Genomic DNA, 21932 nt, shown 5'->3' on the forward strand with positions numbered 1-21932 from the left:
TCGGAGATAAAAAAGGACAGACTGTTAACGGTTAGTTTTTTGTTTGACGTACAAAAAAATGGGGTAGAATAAAAGATATTCATTAATTAATGCATCAGATACAATTTTTTCAGCAATTTTGTCTGCATCAATTATATAATTTCCTTTCTTAACAAGGCGTTTAATTCTCTTAACTTTTGCTTGTCTATTGACATTATCTTCAATCAACGCTATCAATTCCCTGGTTTTCTCTTTCTTATATTTGTCCATAGACCTTGTCAGTTTATACAAGAGACTTGTATCAAATTAATTAATTCAACAATCGACTTCTAATATTTATTACTTTAGACAGCGTATATCAATTGTCAAATATAATTTTCTTAAAGATATCCACAGCAGTAGTTGATCGATTCTTCATAATAGAAGGTTGGGGCATTTTATTATGTCCGGTCACTTACCTAATATAGGATTATGAGGCTTAATTTTCGCGCTCATATTCTAAGGACAGACAATGATCTGATTAAAAAAAGTGATAAATAAGGAACTTCAAAAAATAGAATTTTACCAGAAATCTATAAATTATATTTCTTTTCATCGAGTAGAACAGTTATTGAATCTGGCGATCCAATAATAGTTCCACCTAATTTATTCTTTAACACATATAATGCTACATATCCGTCATAATATCTAGTAACTGCATCATCCTTATATAAATCTTCAAAGCTATTTTCTTCTTCTGTTGCATGTATTATTGTATCGATATGAGTTGAACTGATATTTTCATACAAAAATGATATTTTTATTTTTTCGCTACCTGCCTTTTCTACATTTACAGATACGGTACCACCGTTCTCAAGATTCTCAAAAAGAAACGATATCATACTTAATACAGCATGTCTCAACAATCCGGTGTCTGTTGAAAATGATATAATCCCATTATTATTAAACGATATTTGTGCTCCTTTTTTTGTAAAGCTTTTCTTTACTAGTTGAATGCACTCTGAAATCAGCAACGAGACGTCATTAATCCCAGCAGACCCATTATAATCTGATAAATAATTTTGTGCAGATCTGCTTATTTCTTTAACTCTTCCGGTAGAGCGAAGCACTACTTCTATCATTTTTTTAATATCATCTTCTTTCATACTAATTTGCGCAAGCTGGGCAAATCCTATAGATGCACCTACTATATTATTGACTTCATGGAAAATATCACCTGTAAATTTACCTAAAAGGTATTTATGATGAATACTGATAAGTACATCTTTAAGATTTTTGTTCATTGATTTCCTCTGTAATTACACTAACTAACAAAATGTCTTTTTTGTTTATTTCAAGTTTCATAAAAAAATGATAGTAAATATTTTAAAGATTTGCTGCTTTTTTAAATCTATTTTTAAGGATTATAGTTGCCTTAGTATGAATCTGTGAAATCCGTGATTCAGTTACATCCATAATTTGTCCAATCTCTTTCATAGTCAATTCTTCGTAATAGTATAGTGATATTACTAGTCGTTCTTTTTCAGGCAGCGCTTCAATTGCCTTAGCAACTATTTCTTTTGTTTCTTTTGCCCTGGTTTTTTCTAGTGGATCTTTTGTATCCGGACTTGCAATACATTCGAGCAATGTCTTCCCTTTGACTTCACCATCTATTGGCTCGTCAAGACTGATAAGTGACTTTCCCCTAACGCTTTTTAACATATCATAAAGCTCACTTACATCTATATTTAAGAAATCCGCTACCTCTTTATCTGTTGCTGGTCTGCCAAAATCCTGCTCAAGCTTGGAGTAAGCATCTTCTAACTGAGAAGTCTTACGTCGCAAGGAACGCGGCAACCAGTCCATAGCGCGCAATTCATCCAATATTGCTCCACGAATTCTGAATTCAGCATATGTCTTAAACTTGATCTGTTTTGAAGGATCAAATTTTTCGACTGCATCCATTAGGCCAATTATGCCTGCTGCTACAAGTTCATCTACCTCAACATTCTTTGGCAGCCTTAGAGATATCCTTTCAGCTATAGACTTTGTAAAGGGTAGAAACTTAATAATAAGTTCTTCTCTATTAACAACCCTGCAATTACCAGTTTTGCTCCGAATCCTCTTTTTTAAGACTAATCGTTTCATGTTATTTACCTTTATATTTTAGTGAACCTTTGTTTAGACTGCTCGAGAGAGTTTCTGAGTAGCAGCTGCAAATTTCCTTTAGGAAAAGGTTTGTTAGGAAGGTCCATCAAAACTTTAGACATTTGCTTGAACTCCTTAGATGAAGCTGTATCGGGAAATATTTCACAAACTGCCTTTTGCTTCTGAACAGCTTCAATTAATTTAGCATCAAATGCCACTGTTCCAAGATAATGGAGGCTTACATTGCATTTCTTATCCACCATGTTTGCAAAATCGATGAATAATTGTTTTCCTTCTTTTTCATTTCGCGCGCAGTTTGCAATAACATTGAAGGATTTTTCTCCATATTTATTTGAAAGGATATTTATAAGTGCGAGCGCATCATGGAGAGATGCCGGGTCGGGTGTTATTACAACAGATATTTCCTGCGATATCGTTGCAAAGTAAATTACGTTTGAAGATATTCCTGCATCTGTATCTATTAAAAGTATGTCAAAACAGTTTTTGAAGTTATCAAATTCAGATATGAGATTTATTTTTTGCTCTTCATTTAAAAAAATCATATCCTGATCACCAGAAGATGTAGGGATGATCTTTATCCCATTACCTGCGTCTATAACTATTTCATCAAGTTTTTTCTGGCCGTTAATTACATCCCGTAAAGTAAATAGAGGTCTTATTCCTGCAAAAAGATCGATATTCCCTAGAGCAAGGTCTGCATCAAGAATTAATACCTTTATACCCATCTCATTAAGGGCAGAGGCAAGGTTATAAACTATAGTAGTTTTGCCTACTCCACCTTTTCCACTTGTTATGCTGACTACTCTTTTTATATTTTGATTATGAGTCATAATTTCCATCCTAATTTTACAGCTTGTTATGTTTACTTCTGTTTCGCTTAAGGTAAAAAGCAAGAAATATGCCATTAGAAGTTCTGCAAACGTGATTTCAAGTTTAGTTCCTATTATTCAATTAGTTACAGGGGTAGATAATATTTTATTGCGGTATTTTAAGATAAAATAGTATTTTAAGGTTTTCAAATATAGGCAATTATTTGCCACATAAATGAATGACATCGTTATTTATTTAACGATATGAAGAGGAATCTAGAGGAATCTAATTGTATAGAGAATAGATGAACGTTCAGAAAAAACTTTATAAAAGCTTACCCATTGCTGACTTTTTTTTAATTTTCTGAACAAGTGTAGTTCTATTTAAACCTAATAGTTTTGCTGCTTTTTCTTTGATACCATGTGTTTTATCAAGTGCCTGCCTTATCAGATCGTTTTCAATGTCATCAAGGAGATGATTTAGGTCAAGCCCTTCGCTTGGAAGTGCTACTTTGTGAGCAGAAGTGGATACATTGCTTTTTCTAAATTTTTCCGGCAGATCTTCACTGCTAAGCCTTTCTTTTTTACCGCTGAAGATCACCATCCTTTCCATGAGGTTTTCAAGCTCTCTTACATTTCCGGGCCATTCATATTCTAAAAACGTGGACATTACTTCATCTGAAACTGACTGTGCAACAGTTCCTTTTTCTTTTTTCATCTTTTCAAGAAAATGGTTAACAAGTAAAGGGATGTCACTTTTCCTTTCTCTGAGCGTTGGAAGATGTATTGGTATTACATTTAATCTATAATATAAATCTTCCCTGAACTTCTTCTCAGCAACTGCTTTTTCAAGATCCTGGTTTGTTGCTGCAATGACCCTGACATCTATTTTTATTGGATTTGTCCCGCCAACAGGTGTAATTTCCTTTTCCTGAAGCACTCTTAGTAACTTTACCTGTAGATTCAACGACATATCACCTATTTCATCAAGGAATATTGTTCCCCCGTGGGCATACTCGAATCTTCCAATCCTTGTATTTATTGCCCCGGTAAATGAACCTTTAATATGACCGAAAAGTTCACTTTCAAGTAAGTCTTCTGGTATTGCCCCGCAATTAACCGGAACCAGATATTTGTCTTTTCTGTTTGAATTGTAATGAATGGCTTTGGCAACAAGTTCTTTTCCTGTGCCACTGTCACCAAAAATAAGAACTGTACTGCTAGTGTTTGCTATTGTTTCAATAGTTTTAAAAACCTTCAGCATCAAGTCGCTTGAACCAATAAAATTCTCAAATTTATACTTTGTTCTGAGTTGCTCCTTCAGGTAAACATTTTCTCCCTTTAGATCCTGATATTCTAATGCCTTATTAATTGTTATAAGCATTTCCTCAAGATTGAATGGCTTTGGAAGGTAATCAAAAGCACCCGCCTTCATTGCTTCAACAGCTGAATTTATAGTTGCAAACCCGGTCACAATTATTCCAATTATGTTGCTGTTTATCTTATGTATTTTTTTCAATATATCTATTCCGTTGGTATCAGGCATGATCAAATCTATAATGGCAAGGCTTATAAGATTTTTTTGAACAGCTTCTAAAGCTTCGCTGCAAGTGCTGGCTTCAACTACTGAGAAATGTTTATCATTCAAAAATCGCGCAAGCATTGACCTAATGTCAGCTTCATCATCAACTAATAAAATCTTTTTTTCTGTCATAGATAACCGATTTAACAAATCACTTTTTTTTAACTTTCTTTTGAATATAGTAAGATATTATGATATATCTTATCAAGACAAAAAAAATGAATCATAAAGAGGGCTGATATTGTTAAGAAAAATTCAGATGACAGCTAAACAAGACAGCTTTGTCATGGAAATTGATTCATCTGGAAAGGTAACTGATTGGTCCGACCTTGCCTGTCAACTATTTGGATATGATAAATCTGATGTCTTAAATTCATACCTTCCTCTCATCCCTGAAAGGATTTTTCATGAATTTCTTGATGCCAAGAACAAAGTATTGAAGGGTGAACAACATGCTTTAATTTCCACAAAAAGGATGCTTGAAGACGGAGCAATGGTAGAACTTAATTTCCTATGTAATCTTCTATCCTTAAACCATGACAGAAAAAATTCAATCAGGTTTAATCTGCATAGTATTAAAAAACTCAAATCCATCTCCGCTGACACCCAGCGGCAAAATGAAAGTATTGTTGAACAGGAAACTAATGAGCCGTTAAATAATGGATTTAAGAACTTATTACATAATCAAGAAAACGATATTCTTATAAACCTTCCAGAAGCAGTTGTTATAATTGACACCTCAGGAGTAATTAAGTTCGTAAACAAGTGTGCTGAATCGTTTACTGGCTACAAGCATGATGAGCTGTCGGGAAAGAATATAACATTTATTACTGAGCATACCGGATTCGGAGGTAACGGCTCATTTAGCTTTATAACAAAGAAAACCTGCCCACAGTCTTTCCGGGCAACGATTCTCACGAGGAATGGCGATTCAGAAGTTCCGGTAGAAATTCTCCCAGTTATGAATCATTCTTCATCAGGGGCAATAGAAGGCTATACGCTTATTTTAAAAGATATTAGTGAGCTGCTTAGCAAAGATGAACTAATAAGTTATCTTCGTGATTACACAGATTATACTATCGAGAGCCTTGATGATGCATTAATAACATCAAGGGAGGATAACACAATAATGTATTGGAACCGGGGAGCGGAGGAGATGTTCGGTTATTCATCTGCCGAAGCAACAGGAAAGAATATCCTGACGATTCTTTTAGGAAATAAATACAAAGATGCTGAAAGTCCTTCCGAAAAAGAGGGGTCTAAAAATCCCCTGATTGCCTATCTGGCAAACAGCAGCAATGAAACAGCAAAACTTAGTTTTGAAAAGAAGCTGGTAAGGAGAAATGGTGAATTGTTCCCTGCCCTGCTATCGGTTTCGGTCCCCAGAAATAACAAAGGAGAGTCTGTAGTAGGCAATGTAATTCTTATTAAAGATATAACGGAACGGAAAAAGCTTGAGCAGCAGTTATTGCATTCTGAGAAGCTAGCCTCTTTAGGTTCTATGATATCAGGTATTACCCATGAGCTTAACAATAAACTTGCACCAATACTCGGCTATGCCCAACTAATTAAATTAATGGATATAGACGGTGAACTCAGCGATATGATTTCTAAAATTGAAATAAGTGCAAAGAGTGCAAAGAATATAATCCATTCACTTCTTGGATTTGCCCGTCATAATAAACCGGATTTCAAACCAGTAGATTTGAATGAAATACTCATCAGGGTAGTTAATCTATTTAAATATAAACTTGATGCAAGCAATATAATTTTGAAAACAGATTTGGGCAAAAATATTCCAAAGACTATGGCAGACGAGAATCAGATTGAACAGGTTTTTGTAAATATCATAAATAATTCTCTTCAGGCTCTTGAAACTACGGATGGGGTAGTAGATGTAACATCGAGGTATATAAACAACTCAATTTTCATCAACATATCTGACACCGGACCGGGCATTCATGAAGAAAATCTCAAAAGAATATTTGATCCTTTCTTCACTACAAAGGAACCGTCAATAGGGACAGGTTTGGGACTGAGTGTTTGCTATGGTATTATAAATAATCATAATGGCCGTATTACAGTTGAAAGCGAACCTTTAAAGAAAACAATTTTTGTTATTGAACTTCCTGTAAAAGAAATCATACAAAAAAATGATGATTTTTCCATCGAGCTAGCTAAAGACAAATTCAAAGGCAGTAAAAAAAATATACTGGTGATTGATGACGATCCAATGATAAGGGACCTGATGGAATCTGTTCTTAAAAGAAACCACCATGTTGATTTAGCCAATGCTGGAGGCGAAGCAATGGAAATGCTCGAGCATAAGAAATATGATCTCATAATTTCTGATCTACGGATGCCCGGCATTGATGGTTTTAAACTTTTTCAGCTTCTAAAAGATAAATCTACAGGAATGGAGAAAAAAATTATATTTACTACCGGAGATACTTACGATCACAAAACCAAACAGTTCATAGAAAAAACCGGGTCTAAATGCCTTGCAAAGCCTTTCAATGTTGAAGATCTTATGGAATACATCAATAGTTTCTTTTCTTCCAACCTATCTGTCTAAATACAACAATCTTTTATACCTTTTCTATTCCAGCTTTTTTGAGAAATTCAAGTATGTTTAATGCAAGGTTCAGACCTTCTCTGTTATTTAATGGTGTTTTTACAAGCATACTTCTGTCATCAAGGAACCTGAGCGGATATTTTTTTGAAGTCGCAATATGAGTTACCAATCCTGCGGATGGAACAAAGGCTTCGGAAAAATATAATACAAATCCATCTTTTGAATCTGATATTCTTTCAATACAATTCTCGGCTGCAAGGATTCTAAGTCTTGAAAGAAGAAAGACATTTTCAAAAGGCAATGGGATTTCTCCGTACCTGTCTACAATCTCCTTTTTAAATTCATCTAGCTCCTGAAAATCACTTATTTCTGATATCTTCTTATAAATAGATACTCTTTCCATTGAATCACGGATAAATTCCTCGGGGATAAAAGCGTTTACTTTCACTTCAATCTTACAATCAGTTAATTTTTCTTTATGGCCGCGCAATTTTGCAACCGTTTCTTCTACAAGCTGACAGTAAAGGTCGTAACCTATTGACGCAATATTTCCAGATTGAGCCTCTCCAAGTATGTTACCCGCACCCCTTATTTCAAGGTCATGGGCGGCTATTTTAAAACCTGAACCAAAATCTGTGAGTTCCTCAATAACCATGAGTCTTTTCCTGGCCTCATCCGTTATATCCTTATCTGCCGGAACAAGAAGATATGCAAAAGCCTCTATATTGCTTCTCCCTACTCTTCCGCGAAGCTGGTAAAGCTGCGCTAATCCAAGTCTGTCGGCCCTATTGATAACAATAGTGTTAACTGCCGGTATATCCAGTCCCGACTCAATTATTGTAGTACAAAGCAAAAGATCGAACTGCCTTTCCACAAAATCCACCATTATCTTTTCAAGTTCAGAAGGTTTCATCTGCCCATGGGCAACTCCTATCCTGACTTCAGGTATGTTATTTTTAAGAAACATTTCCATTGCAGGCAGGCTCTTTACATTGTTATGGACAAAATAAACCTGGCCTCCGCGTTCAAGTTCATTTTTTATTGCTCTTACTATCATCTCACGGTTAAATTTTATAACTACAGTCTTTATTGGAAGCCTTTCTTCAGGAGGAGTGTCTATTATACTTATATCCCTTATGCCTGTAAGAGACAGTTGCAGAGTCCTTGGTATCGGGGTAGCCGTAAGTGTGAGCACATCAATATTTCTCGCAATATCCTTTATCTTTTCCTTGTGTCTCACTCCAAACCGGTGCTCCTCATCAACAATTAAAAGTCCAAGGTCGTTGAATTCTATGTTTCCCATGAGGAGCTTGTGTGTTCCAATCACGATGTCGACCTTCTTCTCTCTTATCCCATTCAGTATCTCTTTCTGCTTTGAAAGATTGCAGAACCTTGAAAGCATCTCTACCTTCACAGGAAAGTGAGAAAATCTTTCAGAGAATGTCTGGAAATGCTGATGCGCAAGAATCGTGGTCGGAACGAGTACAGAAACCTGTTTTCCGTCCAGCACAGCTTTGAACGCAGCTCTCATTGCCACCTCAGTTTTCCCGAATCCAACATCCCCGCATATAAGCCTGTCCATGGGCTTTACAGATTCCATATCTTTTTTCACATCTTTTATTGCTCTAATCTGATGGGGAGTCTCATCGTACTCAAACCTGTTCTCAAATTCACGCATCCAGTTGTCATCCTGAGAAAAAGATATACCCGATGAAAACTGTCTATCTGCGTAAAGCTCAAGAAGTCCTTTTGCCATCGTTTCAATTGCTTTTTTCGCTTTCTGCTTTACTCTAGCCCAGTTCTGACTCCCTAACTTTTCAATGACAGGTTTAGATCCCTTTACGCCAATATACTTCTGTACAAGATTTAAGTTCTCAGAAGGAACATAAAGTTTCTCATTGTCCTGATATTCAATCATGAGGAAGTCCTTGGTCCTGCCCGCTGTAATCATCTGGGCAATACCAAGAAACCTCCCAACGCCATAATTGACATGCACGATGTAATCCCCCTCCTTGAGGCTTTGAAACGATGAAGATAATTTCAGAGGGGTTGATATTTTTCTCCTGTATGGGGAATGCTTTTTCCCGAATATGTCTTCTTCTGTTATAAAAGCTATCCCTAACTCTTCAATAAAAAAACCTTCAGTAAGATTCCCAACAATTATGAGTGGGGGGAATGGCTCTTTGTTCTCTGTATATGAAAGCACTATTTCACCGCGCCCCTCCATTCCCATTGACAGATGATAATCCATGAATATTGCTATCATCCTTTCTGCGCTGTTTTCAGACCTTACTGTAATATAAATCCTGTATCCTTCATCCCGTTTTTTCTTTATTTCTTCCGCCACAGAAGAAAATCTGTCTGATTTCAAATCCTCCTGGACATGCATATAGCTTGTTCTTTTGACCGTGAATTTCAGCGAATCATCTCCGGATGAGATCGATGAGATAGCGACTCTTTTAAATCCGCAAAGTTTCTTTTTGACTTCCTCGCAACCTGAATAGATATACTGGGGTTCGATGACAGGTTCGCCCTTCTCTACTGCACTATAGTATTTCTTTGTTGCTTCTCTGTATTGCGTTTCGATTTCATCAAATATCTTTTCTTTCTCTTCAAAAATAACAATGGAATCTTCAGAATTATAATCAAATGTGGTTTCAAGGGTTTTATGAAAAAGAGGGAGGTAGTTTTCAACTCCCGGAAAATACTCACGACGCTCAAATCTTTCCCTTAACTGCATCAGCCGATTTCTGTCCGAATAATCTTCGAAGAAAAGGTCAAAAACTTCGAGCAGTTCAGAATTATTTTCCGGATAAGCAACTTCCCTTACCGGGAAAAGCGCTGTACTCAAAACTTTTTTTACGGAGCGCTGGGAATGAGGGTCAAATTCCCTGATTGAAGAAATCTCATCTCCAAAGAATTCAATCCTTATAGGGAAGTCGTGGAGCCCTGAAAAAATATCAGCAATCCCTCCTCTGATGCTGAAATCCCCCTTCTCTTCTACAAAATCTTTTCTCTTGTAACCGCTTAAAAGAAGGTAATTAAGAAGCGAATCCCTTAAAATTACACTGCCAGTATCAAGAGAGAGTTTCTTCCCTGAAATAGAAGTGCGCGGTATGAGCTTTTGGACAAGTGATTCAGCAGGAATTATAAAAATACCTTCTTTGTCCATCATCTCACAGAGAAATTCCACACGGCGTGATGAAATCTCATGGAAAGGAGATATATCCTCGTAGGGAAGTGTATCCCATGGAATAAGAATATCCGTCCTTGAATCTGAATATTTGGACTTTAATTTCCTGTCCGCATTCCGGAAAAAAAGAACATCATTTAACACCTCTTCTGCACGTTTTACAGATGGAGCAAGATATACTATTTGTTTTCCGGTATGTTTAAAAGCTTCGTAGAGAATGAGTGACGCAGAAGAGGATGATACTCCGCTTATTTCAAACTCTCTTTCTTCCTCTAAGCATTTAAAAAGTCTGTTGAGGCTTTGACTGCTGTTCTCCATCATTCTTAATGCTACTTCAATTTCATTGTGCGTCTGACCCGTTCCATCATTTTTCGTGCTTCAGCCGACGCCTTTCCTTTTCCTTCATTTATTATATCATTAACAAAGGAGCGGTTTTTTTCAAGTTCTGTCCGCCTGGCACGGAATCCGGAAAATGCTGAAAGCAGATTTTGGATTAAAATCTTTTTGCACTGGACGCATCCGATTGATGCTGTCCTGCACCCCTCTGCTATCTCAGCAACTTTTTCTCCGGGAGTAAATATCTTATGATAAGCATAAACTGTAGAAAGTTCAGGGTCGCCGCAGTCCGATTTTTTTATGCGATGAGGATCCGTGACCATCTGCATAACCTTTTTTTCAACAGTTTCCGGGTTGTCGCTTATAAAGATGCAGTTGTCAAAACTCTTGCTCATCTTTCTGCCGTCTATTCCTGGAAGTTTTGGTGTAGCTGTAAGCATTGACTGCGGTTCAACCAGAGTATTCTCTCCGTAGAGGAAATTAAACCTCCTTGCCACCTCTCTTGTAAGCTCTATATGCGGGACCTGGTCAATCCCGACAGGAACTGTGTCAGCACCATAAATCAGTATGTCTGCCGACTGAAGAAGAGGATATCCAAGAAAACCATATGTTGTGAGATCTCGCTCTGAAAGGCTTTCCTGTGTTTCCTTGTAAGATGGCACCCTTTCCAGCCAGGGGATTGGAATGATCATGGAAAGAAGGAGATGCAGCTCTGCATGTTCGAGAATATCAGACTGTACGAACATCGTACATTTTTCCGGGTCTATACCAGAAGCAAGCCAGTCAATAACCATGTCTTCAGTATATTCCCTGATCTTTGAAGGATCATTGTAATCTGTAGTGAGAGCATGCCAGTCAGCGACAAAAAAGAAGCACTCATTGTCCTGCTGAAGTTTTTTCCAGTTTTCAAGAACACCAATATAATGACCAAGATGCAGTTTACCCGTAGGTCTCATTCCGCTTAAAACACGTTTTTTTACATTGTTCATTTGCTTTGCCTGCCTTATTTATATTAATCCACACCCAGGAGACTGAAAACTATATTACTTACAGGAACTATTATAAAATTTAAAACATTGGAATAGACGAGAAGAAGCAATATCATAAATCCATATGGTCTCAGCTTTTCGTAGGAAATAGCCTGTCTTACCGGAAGAAGACCTTCAAGTACTCCGCTGCCATCAAGAGGGAAAATGGGGATTAAATTAAAAATAGCAAGAAACACATTTATCTTGATGCTGAAGTATATAAAAATTATCAATGGTCCTACTATAGATGGGTTTCCTGGCACTGCCATAGATGACGTTGTTCTTATAAGAGTGTGAAAGATAATAGCGAATATTCCTCCCATCAGCAGATTGCTCAAAGGGCCTGCAAAGGATATCCAAAGATTGTCATTTCTCGGGTTTTTAAGATTTGATGGGTTGACAGGAACCGGCTTTGCCCATCCTATTAGAAACCCGGTACCTGAGAATATCATCAGTGCAGGAAGAATTATCGTGCCTAGAAGATCAATATGGGGTATCGGGTTAAGGGTAACGCGCCCAAGCCTCTTTGCAGTACTGTCGCCAAAGCGGTCAGCTGTCCATGCATGGGAGCACTCGTGAACTGAAATAGAGAAAAGAAGTGCCACGTAGTTGATAATCATGTAACCAGTGTTCATCTGTCAGTCTAGTTTCCCGCGCGGATATGACCCGAGGATAGTAAGAAAAACACAGTCTTTTTCAAGGCGCATAATAGTTTTTTTGACCGGCAGGTCCTCCATGTGGCCACGGCAGTCAACGAAAAAAATATACTCCCATGGCTTCTTTTTCGATGGCCTTGACTCGATCTTGGACAAGCTTATCCTGTTTGCTGCAAAATGTTTCAGCACATCATTGAGAGCCCCTGCCCTGTCCTTTGTCGTAAACATAAGGGATGTCTTGTCATCTCCGGTCCTGCAAAAAGACTCCTTGCCTATGATTACAAACCGCGTAAAATTGTTGCAGTTGTCCTCTATATGAGAATGGACCATCTTGAGATCATATATCTTCATTGCCATTTCGCTTGCGATTGCTGCTTTGTATTTATCCTTAGATGCAATTACGGCAGCAGTTGCGGTACTTGAAACCTCTTCGACAGGTATTCCCGGCATATTCCTTGAAATCCATTCCCTGCACTGGGCTATCGGCTGAGGATGGGAAATAATTTTTTTAATGTCACTATTTTTCCCTGAGATGTTAAGGAGATTATGGTTTATACGCATCAATATCTCACCGCAAATCTTAAGCGGGTAGTCAAGGAAAAGATCTACTGTCTGGGTCACAGTCCCCTCATTAGAATTTTCGACAGGAACTACCCCATACTTAGCGACCCCCTTTTCAACATTTTCAAAAACATCCTTTATATAATCAACGGGTATTGCGACAGACATGCGGCCAAACTGTTTTAGTGATGCAATATGTGAAAAAGATGCCTGCGGTCCGAGGTAAGAGACCTTGATAGGCTCCTCAAGAGCAAGAGAGGCTGAGAGTATCTCCCTGAAAAGAGTTTTTATCGCCGCATTTGAAAATGGTCCTTTATTTTCACGGGTAATCTTATTCAGAATCTGCGCCTCGCGGGCAGGGACATGGATGTCCGCATTGTCTCTTTTTTTAACTTCGCCTATCTGGCTTGCAAGTTTACCTCTATAACTTAAAAGCTTCAGCAGCTTTGAATCTATAAGATCAATTTTCCGCCTGAGTTCCTGAAGGTTTTTTGCAGCCATAATTATTATGTTCCAATCACCTATTAGCTTGATAAAAACTGTTTTTTAATCAAAAATAAATTACTCTAAGTACAAAGTTAATTTTTTTTTATACAATAAATAAAAATATCTTAAAAGTCTTTTCTCATGGAATTGAAAAAAAGAATTTCCATATATGTTGATGAAGGGGCATCCCATTCTTTCATCTGGCTCATCGAACTTTTTGAAATCTACGGTCTGTTTGATATAAAATTTGTGAAGTCTGAGGATATACGGTCCGGCATATTGGGTAAGACCGATGTTCTTATAATATCAGGCGGGGATAGTTTTGCAGTTGCAGGAAGTCTTGAAGAAGCAGCCGCTCTGGCAATAAAGTCATTTATTGAAAATGGAGGGACTTATGTTGGGATATGCGCAGGCGCTTATCTTATGCTTAGATCATCCAAGAGCCCGCTCCATTACTTTAATATGACCTCAGGGAAAATCGCAAATCTCTCGAGCCGGCTTCCCGAGGCAAAGGCACTTGAATACAAATATTCAACGCCATATGGATGCAGTTATATCTTCCACCCTGTTCGCGGAGAAATATCAGTCACTCTTTGTGAGTTTGGGCTGTTTCAGAAGGAAGGGGTGATTAAAGCACCTGTTTACGGCGGGCCTTTCATAAAAAATGACGGCTCTATAATCCCTCTTTCTTTTTTTCGCGATTTTACGGAAAGCACCCTCTTCCTTGTTGACAATGAAATCGCCGCTTCGATATGCAGAGGTTCGATTGTCTCTGGTTATAAAACTCTCGGAAAAGGGATTCTCTTTTTTTTCAGCACTCACATGGAACATCCGGACTACCCAGAAGCCAATGAATTATTCATCAGATTGATAACCGGGGATCCCTTAATATCAAGGATGCTATTAAGGGGTAAAGACAAAACCTCTCTAAAAAATGAAACTCCTTATAGACCGAGCAATAACTCTTCATACAAAAAGTTCAGGAAAAACCTTAGCCTTATGCGCCTTGTAGCTGCTGGCCTTGAGAAGATCCCACATTTCTGGAAAATCGGCGAAAAAGTCTGGGAAACGGAAAAGATCAGGTTTTTTACCGAGTCCATTCTAAAGATGGAAAAAAAATATGGAAAAATGTTGTCGCTCTCTATTGCTGAAAAAAATGCTGAAGAACTCGATTCACTGTCTTCAATATGCCTGAGCTTGTTAAAAAATATTTACGATTCTCTGTCTCATGGAAAATCTTCCCAGCAGGAAGCAGCTTTTTTTATAAATAATATAAAAGATCTTTATACCATATATTGTTCCTGCTGTTTCAGGTATATCAATGAAAATGGGACTTTTACAACTAAGTATAACAACCATTTCAACCCTACTGCATAGCATTAAAATAATATTTATTCCGAATCTAACAAATTAAATTGACTGCAAGCTGTATGGTGCATTATCATTTAAGAAAATTCTTAATGAATGATGCCATGCAAGATAAATTAGAAACAAGAGGTTATCTCCCGGATATTGTCGAACTCAATCTGGCATCTGACAATATATCTGACCTGTTTCAGGAAGTAGCAGGTATAATCTGCAGTTCCAAAAAAATCGTCAATTCTCAGTCCGCTCTTCGCGAATTCCAGAACTTCTCAAGGGAATGGAACAGAAACAAAAAAAATATGGTAGATGAAGGAATAAATTTCTTCAGAAATGGGATATTCCCGTTTACCATCAATTACTGTCCCTTTCTTGAGATGTCAGAATCTCTGTTGTTCCTCGGAAAGACAAATAAAGGGCTCTCTACAGGGATCAATGACACGCCTCCCGTAAGAGTAATCTGTTCCATGCTGTTTCATTCAGTAGAGTCATTCGAACAAAAGAAACAGGAAGACCTCGAAAGACAGAAATTCAATCTGTACTGGAATAACCTCTTTACCAATAAAAAGTTTATAGAGGGTTTTCTGGAACTTACAAGCTCTGATGATTTGATAATGTTAATTGCTGAAACTCACAACTATCTTGAAAAACGCCGTTATCCCCGTTACAGCATCGATACAGTGGCATACTGCCGTACACTCCTCTTTGATGATGATGTTGCAGAAAACAAGGAAAAAGTAAGGGTCAGGAACATCAGCCATCAGGGGATCTTGTTAGAGCATTCAAACCCGTTCCCTGTGAACAATGCTGTAGAAATAAGCCTTCTTCTCGACGACCGTATTCTCTATATGGTAGGAAAAGTCTGCAGAGTCGATAAACTCAAAGAGATTGAATCTGACAAGTATTATTCAGGCGTAAACCTGACTCAGATCTCATCTGAAAATCAGCTTCTTATAAGCAGATATCTCCAAAGCTGCCAGTAAGAACAGTTTATTAATTGCAGTAAATACTTCTGTAAGTCAGATAGTTCGACAATATCCTCTTTACATAATCACAGGTTTCTCTGTATGTAATCCGCTCAATGAATTCCTCAGGCTCACATGAACCTGATTTTTTTATCCATTCATCGAGTTTAGACTCTCCTGCATTGTATGCTGAAAGTGCATAGTGTATATTCCCGTTGTTTTCCTTTATAAGTCCTGAAAGATAATTAACACCGATACGTACGTTTGTCTCCGGTGAGAACAAATCCTCTCTGCCAATCGGTTTTTTATTTACCTTCCTAGCAGTTGCAGGCATAACCTGCATAAGACCGACTGCACCGGCAGGTGACAGAGCATCAGAATTAAACATGCTTTCCTGCCTCATTACGGAAAGTACGAAGAAAGGGTCCAGCCCTTCACTTTCACAATATTTCTTAACATAAGGATAAAAAGCCAGCGGATAAAGTACTTGTGAGATCTCCCTGTCATTCATCGCCTTTTCTTTTTCTGCCTCCGAGAGACGCGCAAGGAGGGGAACGGCATCAATATAATCCCCTTCGAGAACAAAGAGATTTGCAAATATTTTTACCTTGTCACTGGTAAAGGTTTCTTCTGATTTTACTGCCTGCTTCAGCTCGAAAAAACAATCATTCTGAAACCCGAGCTCTTTTAATGTCTTTGCCCTTTTAAAAAACAACAAAACTTTTCCCGCTTTTATCTGTTTTTCCGCAATGTCCCATATCTCGTTATCATTTATATTTTCACGCAGAGCGTCGGGGCTTCCGCAGTATTCATCCCTGTTGAGCTTGAATGAAAGCACCTTATCATTCACTCTCAAATCACAAAGTTTTCCATAATAACTCGTTGATGAAACCCCTTTTTTAAAAAGTGCCGCTGCATCAGCTTCTCCGGACTTTTCTGCTGCCTTTCCTGCCCAAAAAAATGATTTGCAGTACTGAACACCCTTTTCTTCTGATGAATTGGCAGAAAGATTAAAGAGTCTCAATGCTTCCGGATAGTCAGATGCAAGATAATTAATGAATCCGGCTTCCCAGAGAAGTTCTGCATTATTAAAAGATGAAAGCTTTGCCGTGTTTGCTTTCAGCATCATTGATATATAATCAAGAGCATTCCGGACATCACCGGCATTTTTGTAGAATTTAAAAATAAGATAAGCTGTCTTTAAACCGTAAGGTGAGCTGCTTTCCTTCTCAACAGCTTTTTTGGAAACTAAAAGAAATTGTTCATCGTCAGAGCCCTGGAAATAAGCATTTGCAAGCCTGTACCCGGCAAGCTCTATACTCTCTCTCTTGCCTGTCTTTCCTAATCTTTTAAGCAGGCTCTCATAGAGAATTGATGCTTTTTTATATTGCTTCAGCTTTTCAAGCGCTTCGCCCTTGCCAAGATATACATCTGTGAGAGTCTCTAAGCTTAATTTCTTTGAATGTTCGAAAAGATAATCATATTCTTTTATCGATTCACTGAAATGAAATGTCTTTTTTAGTTCGTCACATCTTCGTAATAATGTCCCTGTCTTGACATGTCCTCTTATGTTCCCGCCGTTATAATATTCTTTCATGAGAATAGCTTCAGCTCTGTCGGCTTCCGGAGACTCCGGATGATCGTACCATAAACCGGTCAGAATATTTTTAGCCTCTGCTTTTTGTTTATCCCTGATTAGTTCTTCACAGAGAAGGAGCAAAACTTTTGTTATGTTTCTCCCTGAAGGAAAAGAGGAGGCATATTTCTTTAGAGTAGCGATAGACTTTTTATGAAACCCTGCATTGGCATAAATGCTTCCCATGTCCAATATCATGGGGCCATACCAGCGACTGTATCCGAAATGAAGCTCTATATCCTCAAAAGTCTTTTCAGCAAGTCTTAGATCCCCCTCTTTTTTGGCAGTCAAAAAAATCCTGTAAAGCGAGTAATCCCGAATATCTGGATACTCTGCCAGTGAGCGGATAAAGAAAGACTTTGCTTCCAGCAGGTTTCCCGACTCAAACAGGGTATCACCCTTCTTTAAGAAGTTATCCTCTGCGTATACAGGAATTACAACTGAAGGAATTATCAGGAAAAGGAATAAAAGAATAAAAAAAGGTCTATGCCGCAATGCCTTCATTACTCCCATTCAATGGTGCTTGGCGGCTTGGAGCTTATGTCGTATACAACCCGGTTAACTCCCCTTACCTCGCTGATTATACGGTTTGATATTGTATTTAAAACTTCATATGGAAGTTTAACCCAGTCTGCCGTCATACCGTCAACGCTCTCCACGGCCCGAATGGCAATGACGTTCTCATAAGTCCGTTCATCCCCCATAACTCCAACTGTCTTGACCGGCACAAGTACTGCAAAGGATTGCCATATTGCTCTGTAAAGCGATGCCCTCTTTATCTCTTCCATTACTATGGCATCAGCCTGTCTTAATATCCTCAGATGTTCGCGCGTTATCTCACCGATTATTCTTATTGCAAGCCCAGGGCCCGGGAAAGGCTGCCTGTATATTATCTCTTCCGGCATTTGCAATGATAATCCAACCATCCTCACTTCATCTTTGAAAAGCTCTCTGAATGGTTCTATTAGTTTGAAATTGAATTTTTCCGGCAGACCTCCCACATTGTGGTGGGTCTTTATTGTCGCCGAAGGTCCCTTGAATGAAACAGATTCGATGACATCTGGATAGAGCGTACCCTGTGCAAGGAACTCTATCCCTCCAAGTTTTCCGGCTTCCCTCTCAAATACCTTTATGAAATGATTCCCAATTATCTTCCTTTTCTTTTCAGGATCAGTCACTCCATCGAGAAGCTGTAAAAGTTCCTCTTCAGCGTCAACGTATGTGAGGTTGATATCGTAGTGGTTCCTGAATGTATCTATGACCTTCTCAGCCTCACCTGCCCGGAGCACGCCGTTATTTACAAAAATGCAATGAAGGTTGTGTCCGATTGCCTTGTTTATCAGCACAGCCGCAACAGATGAATCAACGCCGCCGCTAAGCGCAAGGAGGACTTTCCTGCTCCCCACTTTATCACGTATCTCGGCTACCTTCTCTTCAACGAACGAACCCATGTCCCAGTCCCCTTTGCATGCGCATATCCGGAAAAGAAAATTAGCAAGGATCTCTTTTCCCTTTTCCGTATGTGCGACTTCAGGGTGGAATTGGAGACCATAGATCTTCTTCTCAATATGGCGTGCGACCGCATTGGGACAGTTTTCTGTAGATGCAATCCTTCTGAAACATTTTGGCAGTTCTTCCACATGGTCGCCGTGGCTCATCCATACAATTGAACCAGACACAACTGAACCTAACAATCCTTCATTGTTGATACCGTTAAGCACAGGGTCCTTTTCAAGCACGCTGATAATTGCCTTCCCGTATTCCCTTTTGTCCGATTCCTGCACCCTGCCGCCAAAAAGTTTTCCCATCAGCTGGAATCCATAGCATATTCCGAGCACAGGAACGCCGAGTTCAAATACTTCAGGACTGCAAACAGGAGAGGAATTTTCCTTTACGCTTGAAGGACTTCCTGAAAGGACTAACCCTGCGGGGTGGAACTCCTTTATCTTCTCAATACCTATATTGAAAGGATGTATCTCGCAATACACTTTGAGTTCGCGTATCTTCCTTGCTATCAACTGCGTGTACTGCGAGCCGAAATCAAGGATTAATATTTTTTCTCTTTCAATGTCCATTGATTCTTACTTCCCCATTCCGACTTTCTGCGCCTGCTGGAAAATCTTTCCTTCAGTCTTTATGGCAGGGGCAATTATAATCTGCGTTTCCTGCATTTCCCTTATGTTCGTTGCACCGCAATTCCCCATAGATGTCTGAAGCGCACCAATAAGGTTTTGCGAGCCGTCATCAAACTCTGCCGGTCCGTAAAGTATCTGCTTTAAAGGTCCTGTCGTGCCTACTCTTATCCTTGTACCTCTTGGCAGGTTAGCGTGTGGAGTCGCCATTCCCCAGTGGAAACCCTTCCCCGGTGCTTCATGTGCCTTGGCAAATGCTGAGCCGATCATTACCGCATCCGAGCCGCATGCAAATGCTTTGCATACGTCTCCACCCGAGCTCATGCCGCCGTCTGTTATGATAGGTATGTATTTTCCGGTTTTCTTAAAATATGCATCCCGGGCTGCTGCCGCATCACAAGTCGCAGTTACCTGCGGGACTCCTATTCCCAGCACACCTCTCGTTGTGCAGGCAGCACCGGGTCCGATGCCTACAAGCACACCTTGAACTCCTGTTTCCATAAGCTCTAAGGTTGCTTTAAATGTAACAGTGTTACCCACAATGACGGGAATCTTAAGCCCCTTACACAGTTTCTCGAAGTCAACTACTTCGTATTCAGTGGAAATATGTTTTACCGTAGTAACGGTTGATTGAACAAAGAATATGTCTGCTCCTGCTTCCTCTGCTATTTTTCCGTATCTGTATGCCTTCTGCGGTATGGCTGATACAGCCGCTATAACTCCTGCCGCTTTAATTTCCCTTATTCTCTCTGATATAAGTTCTTCCTTTATTGGTTCAAGATAAATTGACTGGACAAGCTTAGTCGCCTCTTCATTAGTTGCACCTGCTATCCTCGCCAATATTTCCTCAGGATGTTTATAGCGGGTCTGCACACCTTCAAGGTTTAAAACCGCAATGCCGCCATATTTGCCCATCTCTATGGCAAACCTTGTATCTACTACACCATCCATGGCTGCGGCAAGTATTGGTATGCCGATCTTTTTTTCCCCGATTGCCCAGGTAATATCAACTTCGTTTGGATTGATCGTAACATCTCCCGGGACAAGAGCTATCTCATCGAACCCGTAGCATATGCGAGCCTTCCTGTTAATCCCTATCCACATTCCCATTTCTGTTTAACCTCCGTTTATTTTATATTAAATATAAATCCTTGTTATTGTCTGCCCTTCTCAGTTATCTCCCCGGCAATTCTGACCTCATCAGCAGTGAATTTTCTGTACTCGCCGGGTGTTAATGTCCCAATGGAATAGGGCCCATACTTTATCCTTTTAAGCCTTACGGTGGTCAGCCTGAATTTATCCATTATCCTCCGGACTTCCCTGTTTCTGCCAGTTTTAAGACTTACTGATAACCATGTGTTTTTTTCTGTTTCTCTGCGCATCTTCACAACAGGTTTTGATATTGTCCCGTCGTCAAGTCTCACCCTGCCATTCATCTTGCTCACAATATCTTTTTCTACTTTTCCCCTGATCTTGACTTCATAAACCCTTTCAATCTGTCCCGATGCATCAGTCATGGCTTTGCAGAAATCACCGTCATTTGTGATTATAAGCAGTCCCTCTGAATTGAAATCGAGTCTTCCCACCGGGAACATGCCTTCTCCTGCCTTTATATAATCCATTACCACCGGCCTTCCCTCTTCATCTGAAATGGAAGTGATTACACCGGCTGGCTTGTGAAAAATCAAATATTCTTTTTTCCGGCCCCTGAGAGAAAAATTTATCAGCTTCCCGTCAACCTTGATATGGTCTTTCTGAAGGTCAGCTCTTGTGCCGAGCTCGGTAACGCATTTGCCGTTAACAGTCACCCTCTTCTCGAGGATCATCTCCTCCGCCCTGCGGCGCGACGCTATCCCCGCCATAGAGAGAATCTTCTGGAGACGCATCCCCGGAAGGCTCTGTTTCTTCGTCTCCGGCTGCTTCTCCGTCCTGCAGCTCTTCTTGCTCATCGCCGCCGGTTGCCTCTCCGCTCTGTAACTGTTCTGATTCTGCGAATGTAATTTCTTCATTAAGACCTAGCTCCGAAAATTCCTTCAGTGTTGGAAGAGCTGACAGATCGCTTAAACCGAAATACTCGAGGAAATCCCGGGTCGTTCCATACATGATCGGTCTGCCCGGTGCTTCCTTTTTTCCCAGTATTCTTAAAAGGTTCCGGTCAAGAAGAGTCTTTATAGTTCCGCCTATATTGACTCCCCTTATCTGCTCTATCTCCGCTTTTGTAATTGGCTGTTTATAAGCTATAACAGCGAGAGTTTCAAGTGCCTGTGTTGAAAGCCTTGCTTTTTTCTTTTCCGTAAAGAGAGCTGATATCCAGCTTGAAAACTCGGCTCTCGTGCACATCTTGAAACCCTCAGCCACCTCTATGATCTGAATCCCGCGCCCTTCCCTTTCATAATCCCCAATCAAGGCTGATATGGCTTCGCGTATTAATGTCTCCTCAGTACCCGGTATTATCTCTGCAATACGGTCTATGCTCAATGGTTC

General features: G+C 39.3%; 16 protein-coding genes. 3 read left to right on the top strand and 13 right to left on the bottom strand.

Annotated elements, in window-relative coordinates; all coding sequences use genetic code 11:
* Nucleotides 1-24: 24 nt before the first annotated feature.
* From HZA77_15810 to HZA77_15830, 5 genes are all read right to left on the bottom strand, one after another.
* Nucleotides 25-249, bottom strand: a complete 225-nt coding sequence (locus HZA77_15810; protein ID MBI5376898.1) for a flagellar biosynthesis anti-sigma factor FlgM — start codon at nucleotides 247-249, stop codon at nucleotides 25-27.
* A gap of 302 nt (nucleotides 250-551) precedes the next feature.
* On the bottom strand, nucleotides 552-1262 hold the full coding sequence (locus HZA77_15815) for a HAMP domain-containing histidine kinase (protein ID MBI5376899.1): 711 nt from the start codon (nucleotides 1260-1262) through the stop codon (nucleotides 552-554).
* Between the two features lie 82 nt (nucleotides 1263-1344).
* Nucleotides 1345-2106 (bottom strand): FliA/WhiG family RNA polymerase sigma factor, encoded by a 762-nt coding sequence (locus HZA77_15820; GenBank protein ID MBI5376900.1) that lies wholly within the window; start codon nucleotides 2104-2106, stop codon nucleotides 1345-1347.
* A gap of 11 nt (nucleotides 2107-2117) precedes the next feature.
* On the bottom strand, nucleotides 2118-2957 hold the full coding sequence (locus tag HZA77_15825; protein ID MBI5376901.1) for a P-loop NTPase: 840 nt from the start codon (nucleotides 2955-2957) through the stop codon (nucleotides 2118-2120).
* Nucleotides 2958-3261: 304 nt separating this feature from the next.
* Nucleotides 3262-4650 carry a sigma-54-dependent Fis family transcriptional regulator gene (locus HZA77_15830; protein ID MBI5376902.1) on the bottom strand — a complete coding sequence of 463 codons (1389 nt, stop codon included), beginning with the start codon at nucleotides 4648-4650 and terminating at the stop codon, nucleotides 3262-3264.
* A gap of 127 nt (nucleotides 4651-4777) precedes the next feature.
* On the opposite strand from HZA77_15830, the gene HZA77_15835 reads away from it, so the two are divergent.
* On the top strand, nucleotides 4778-7093 hold the full coding sequence (locus HZA77_15835; GenBank protein ID MBI5376903.1) for a PAS domain S-box protein: 2316 nt from the start codon (nucleotides 4778-4780) through the stop codon (nucleotides 7091-7093).
* Between the two features lie 13 nt (nucleotides 7094-7106).
* Here the strand turns inward: HZA77_15835 and mfd are convergent, their stop codons facing one another.
* Genes mfd through pheA form a run of 4 tightly spaced genes read right to left on the bottom strand, consistent with a single transcriptional unit; the run spans nucleotide 7107 to nucleotide 13368 of the window.
* Nucleotides 7107-10607 (bottom strand): transcription-repair coupling factor, encoded by a 3501-nt coding sequence (gene mfd, locus HZA77_15840; GenBank protein ID MBI5376904.1) that lies wholly within the window; start codon nucleotides 10605-10607, stop codon nucleotides 7107-7109.
* Nucleotides 10608-10615: 8 nt separating this feature from the next.
* Nucleotides 10616-11611 (bottom strand): tryptophan--tRNA ligase, encoded by a 996-nt coding sequence (trpS, locus tag HZA77_15845; GenBank protein MBI5376905.1) that lies wholly within the window; start codon nucleotides 11609-11611, stop codon nucleotides 10616-10618.
* Between the two features lie 23 nt (nucleotides 11612-11634).
* Nucleotides 11635-12285, bottom strand: a complete 651-nt coding sequence (locus HZA77_15850) for a site-2 protease family protein (protein ID MBI5376906.1) — start codon at nucleotides 12283-12285, stop codon at nucleotides 11635-11637.
* Between the two features lie 3 nt (nucleotides 12286-12288).
* Entirely contained in the window at nucleotides 12289-13368 is a 1080-nt protein-coding gene (gene pheA / locus HZA77_15855; protein ID MBI5376907.1) for a prephenate dehydratase, read from the bottom strand.
* A 126-nt stretch (nucleotides 13369-13494) separates the two neighbouring features.
* Here pheA and HZA77_15860 point away from each other — a divergent pair, with 126 nt between their 5' ends.
* Together HZA77_15860 and HZA77_15865 are read left to right on the top strand one after the other, a co-directional pair.
* A complete protein-coding gene (locus HZA77_15860; GenBank protein MBI5376908.1) occupies nucleotides 13495-14730 on the top strand; it encodes a hypothetical protein in 1236 nt (411 codons plus the stop codon).
* A 95-nt stretch (nucleotides 14731-14825) separates the two neighbouring features.
* Nucleotides 14826-15698: a PilZ domain-containing protein gene (locus tag HZA77_15865; GenBank protein ID MBI5376909.1), complete on the top strand. Its 873-nt coding sequence runs from the start codon at nucleotides 14826-14828 to the stop codon at nucleotides 15696-15698.
* 10 nt (nucleotides 15699-15708) lie between these two features.
* On the opposite strand, the gene HZA77_15870 is transcribed toward HZA77_15865, so the two are convergent.
* The 4 genes from HZA77_15870 to HZA77_15885 are packed head-to-tail and all read right to left on the bottom strand — an operon-like array spanning nucleotide 15709 to nucleotide 21397.
* Nucleotides 15709-17820 (bottom strand): lytic transglycosylase domain-containing protein, encoded by a 2112-nt coding sequence (locus HZA77_15870; GenBank protein MBI5376910.1) that lies wholly within the window; start codon nucleotides 17818-17820, stop codon nucleotides 15709-15711.
* Nucleotides 17820-19391, bottom strand: a complete 1572-nt coding sequence (gene guaA, locus HZA77_15875; GenBank protein MBI5376911.1) for a glutamine-hydrolyzing GMP synthase — start codon at nucleotides 19389-19391, stop codon at nucleotides 17820-17822. The genes HZA77_15870 and guaA overlap by 1 nt, the downstream gene beginning before the upstream one ends.
* A 6-nt stretch (nucleotides 19392-19397) precedes the next feature.
* Entirely contained in the window at nucleotides 19398-20558 is a 1161-nt protein-coding gene (locus HZA77_15880; protein ID MBI5376912.1) for a GuaB3 family IMP dehydrogenase-related protein, read from the bottom strand.
* 44 nt (nucleotides 20559-20602) lie between these two features.
* A complete protein-coding gene (locus HZA77_15885) occupies nucleotides 20603-21397 on the bottom strand; it encodes an rRNA pseudouridine synthase (protein MBI5376913.1) in 795 nt (264 codons plus the stop codon).
* Between the last annotated feature and the right edge of the window lie 535 nt (nucleotides 21398-21932).

The sequence above is a fragment of the Candidatus Schekmanbacteria bacterium genome (genome assembly GCA_016219965.1).
Lineage (GTDB): Bacteria > Schekmanbacteria > GWA2-38-11 > GWA2-38-11 > J061 > JACRJM01.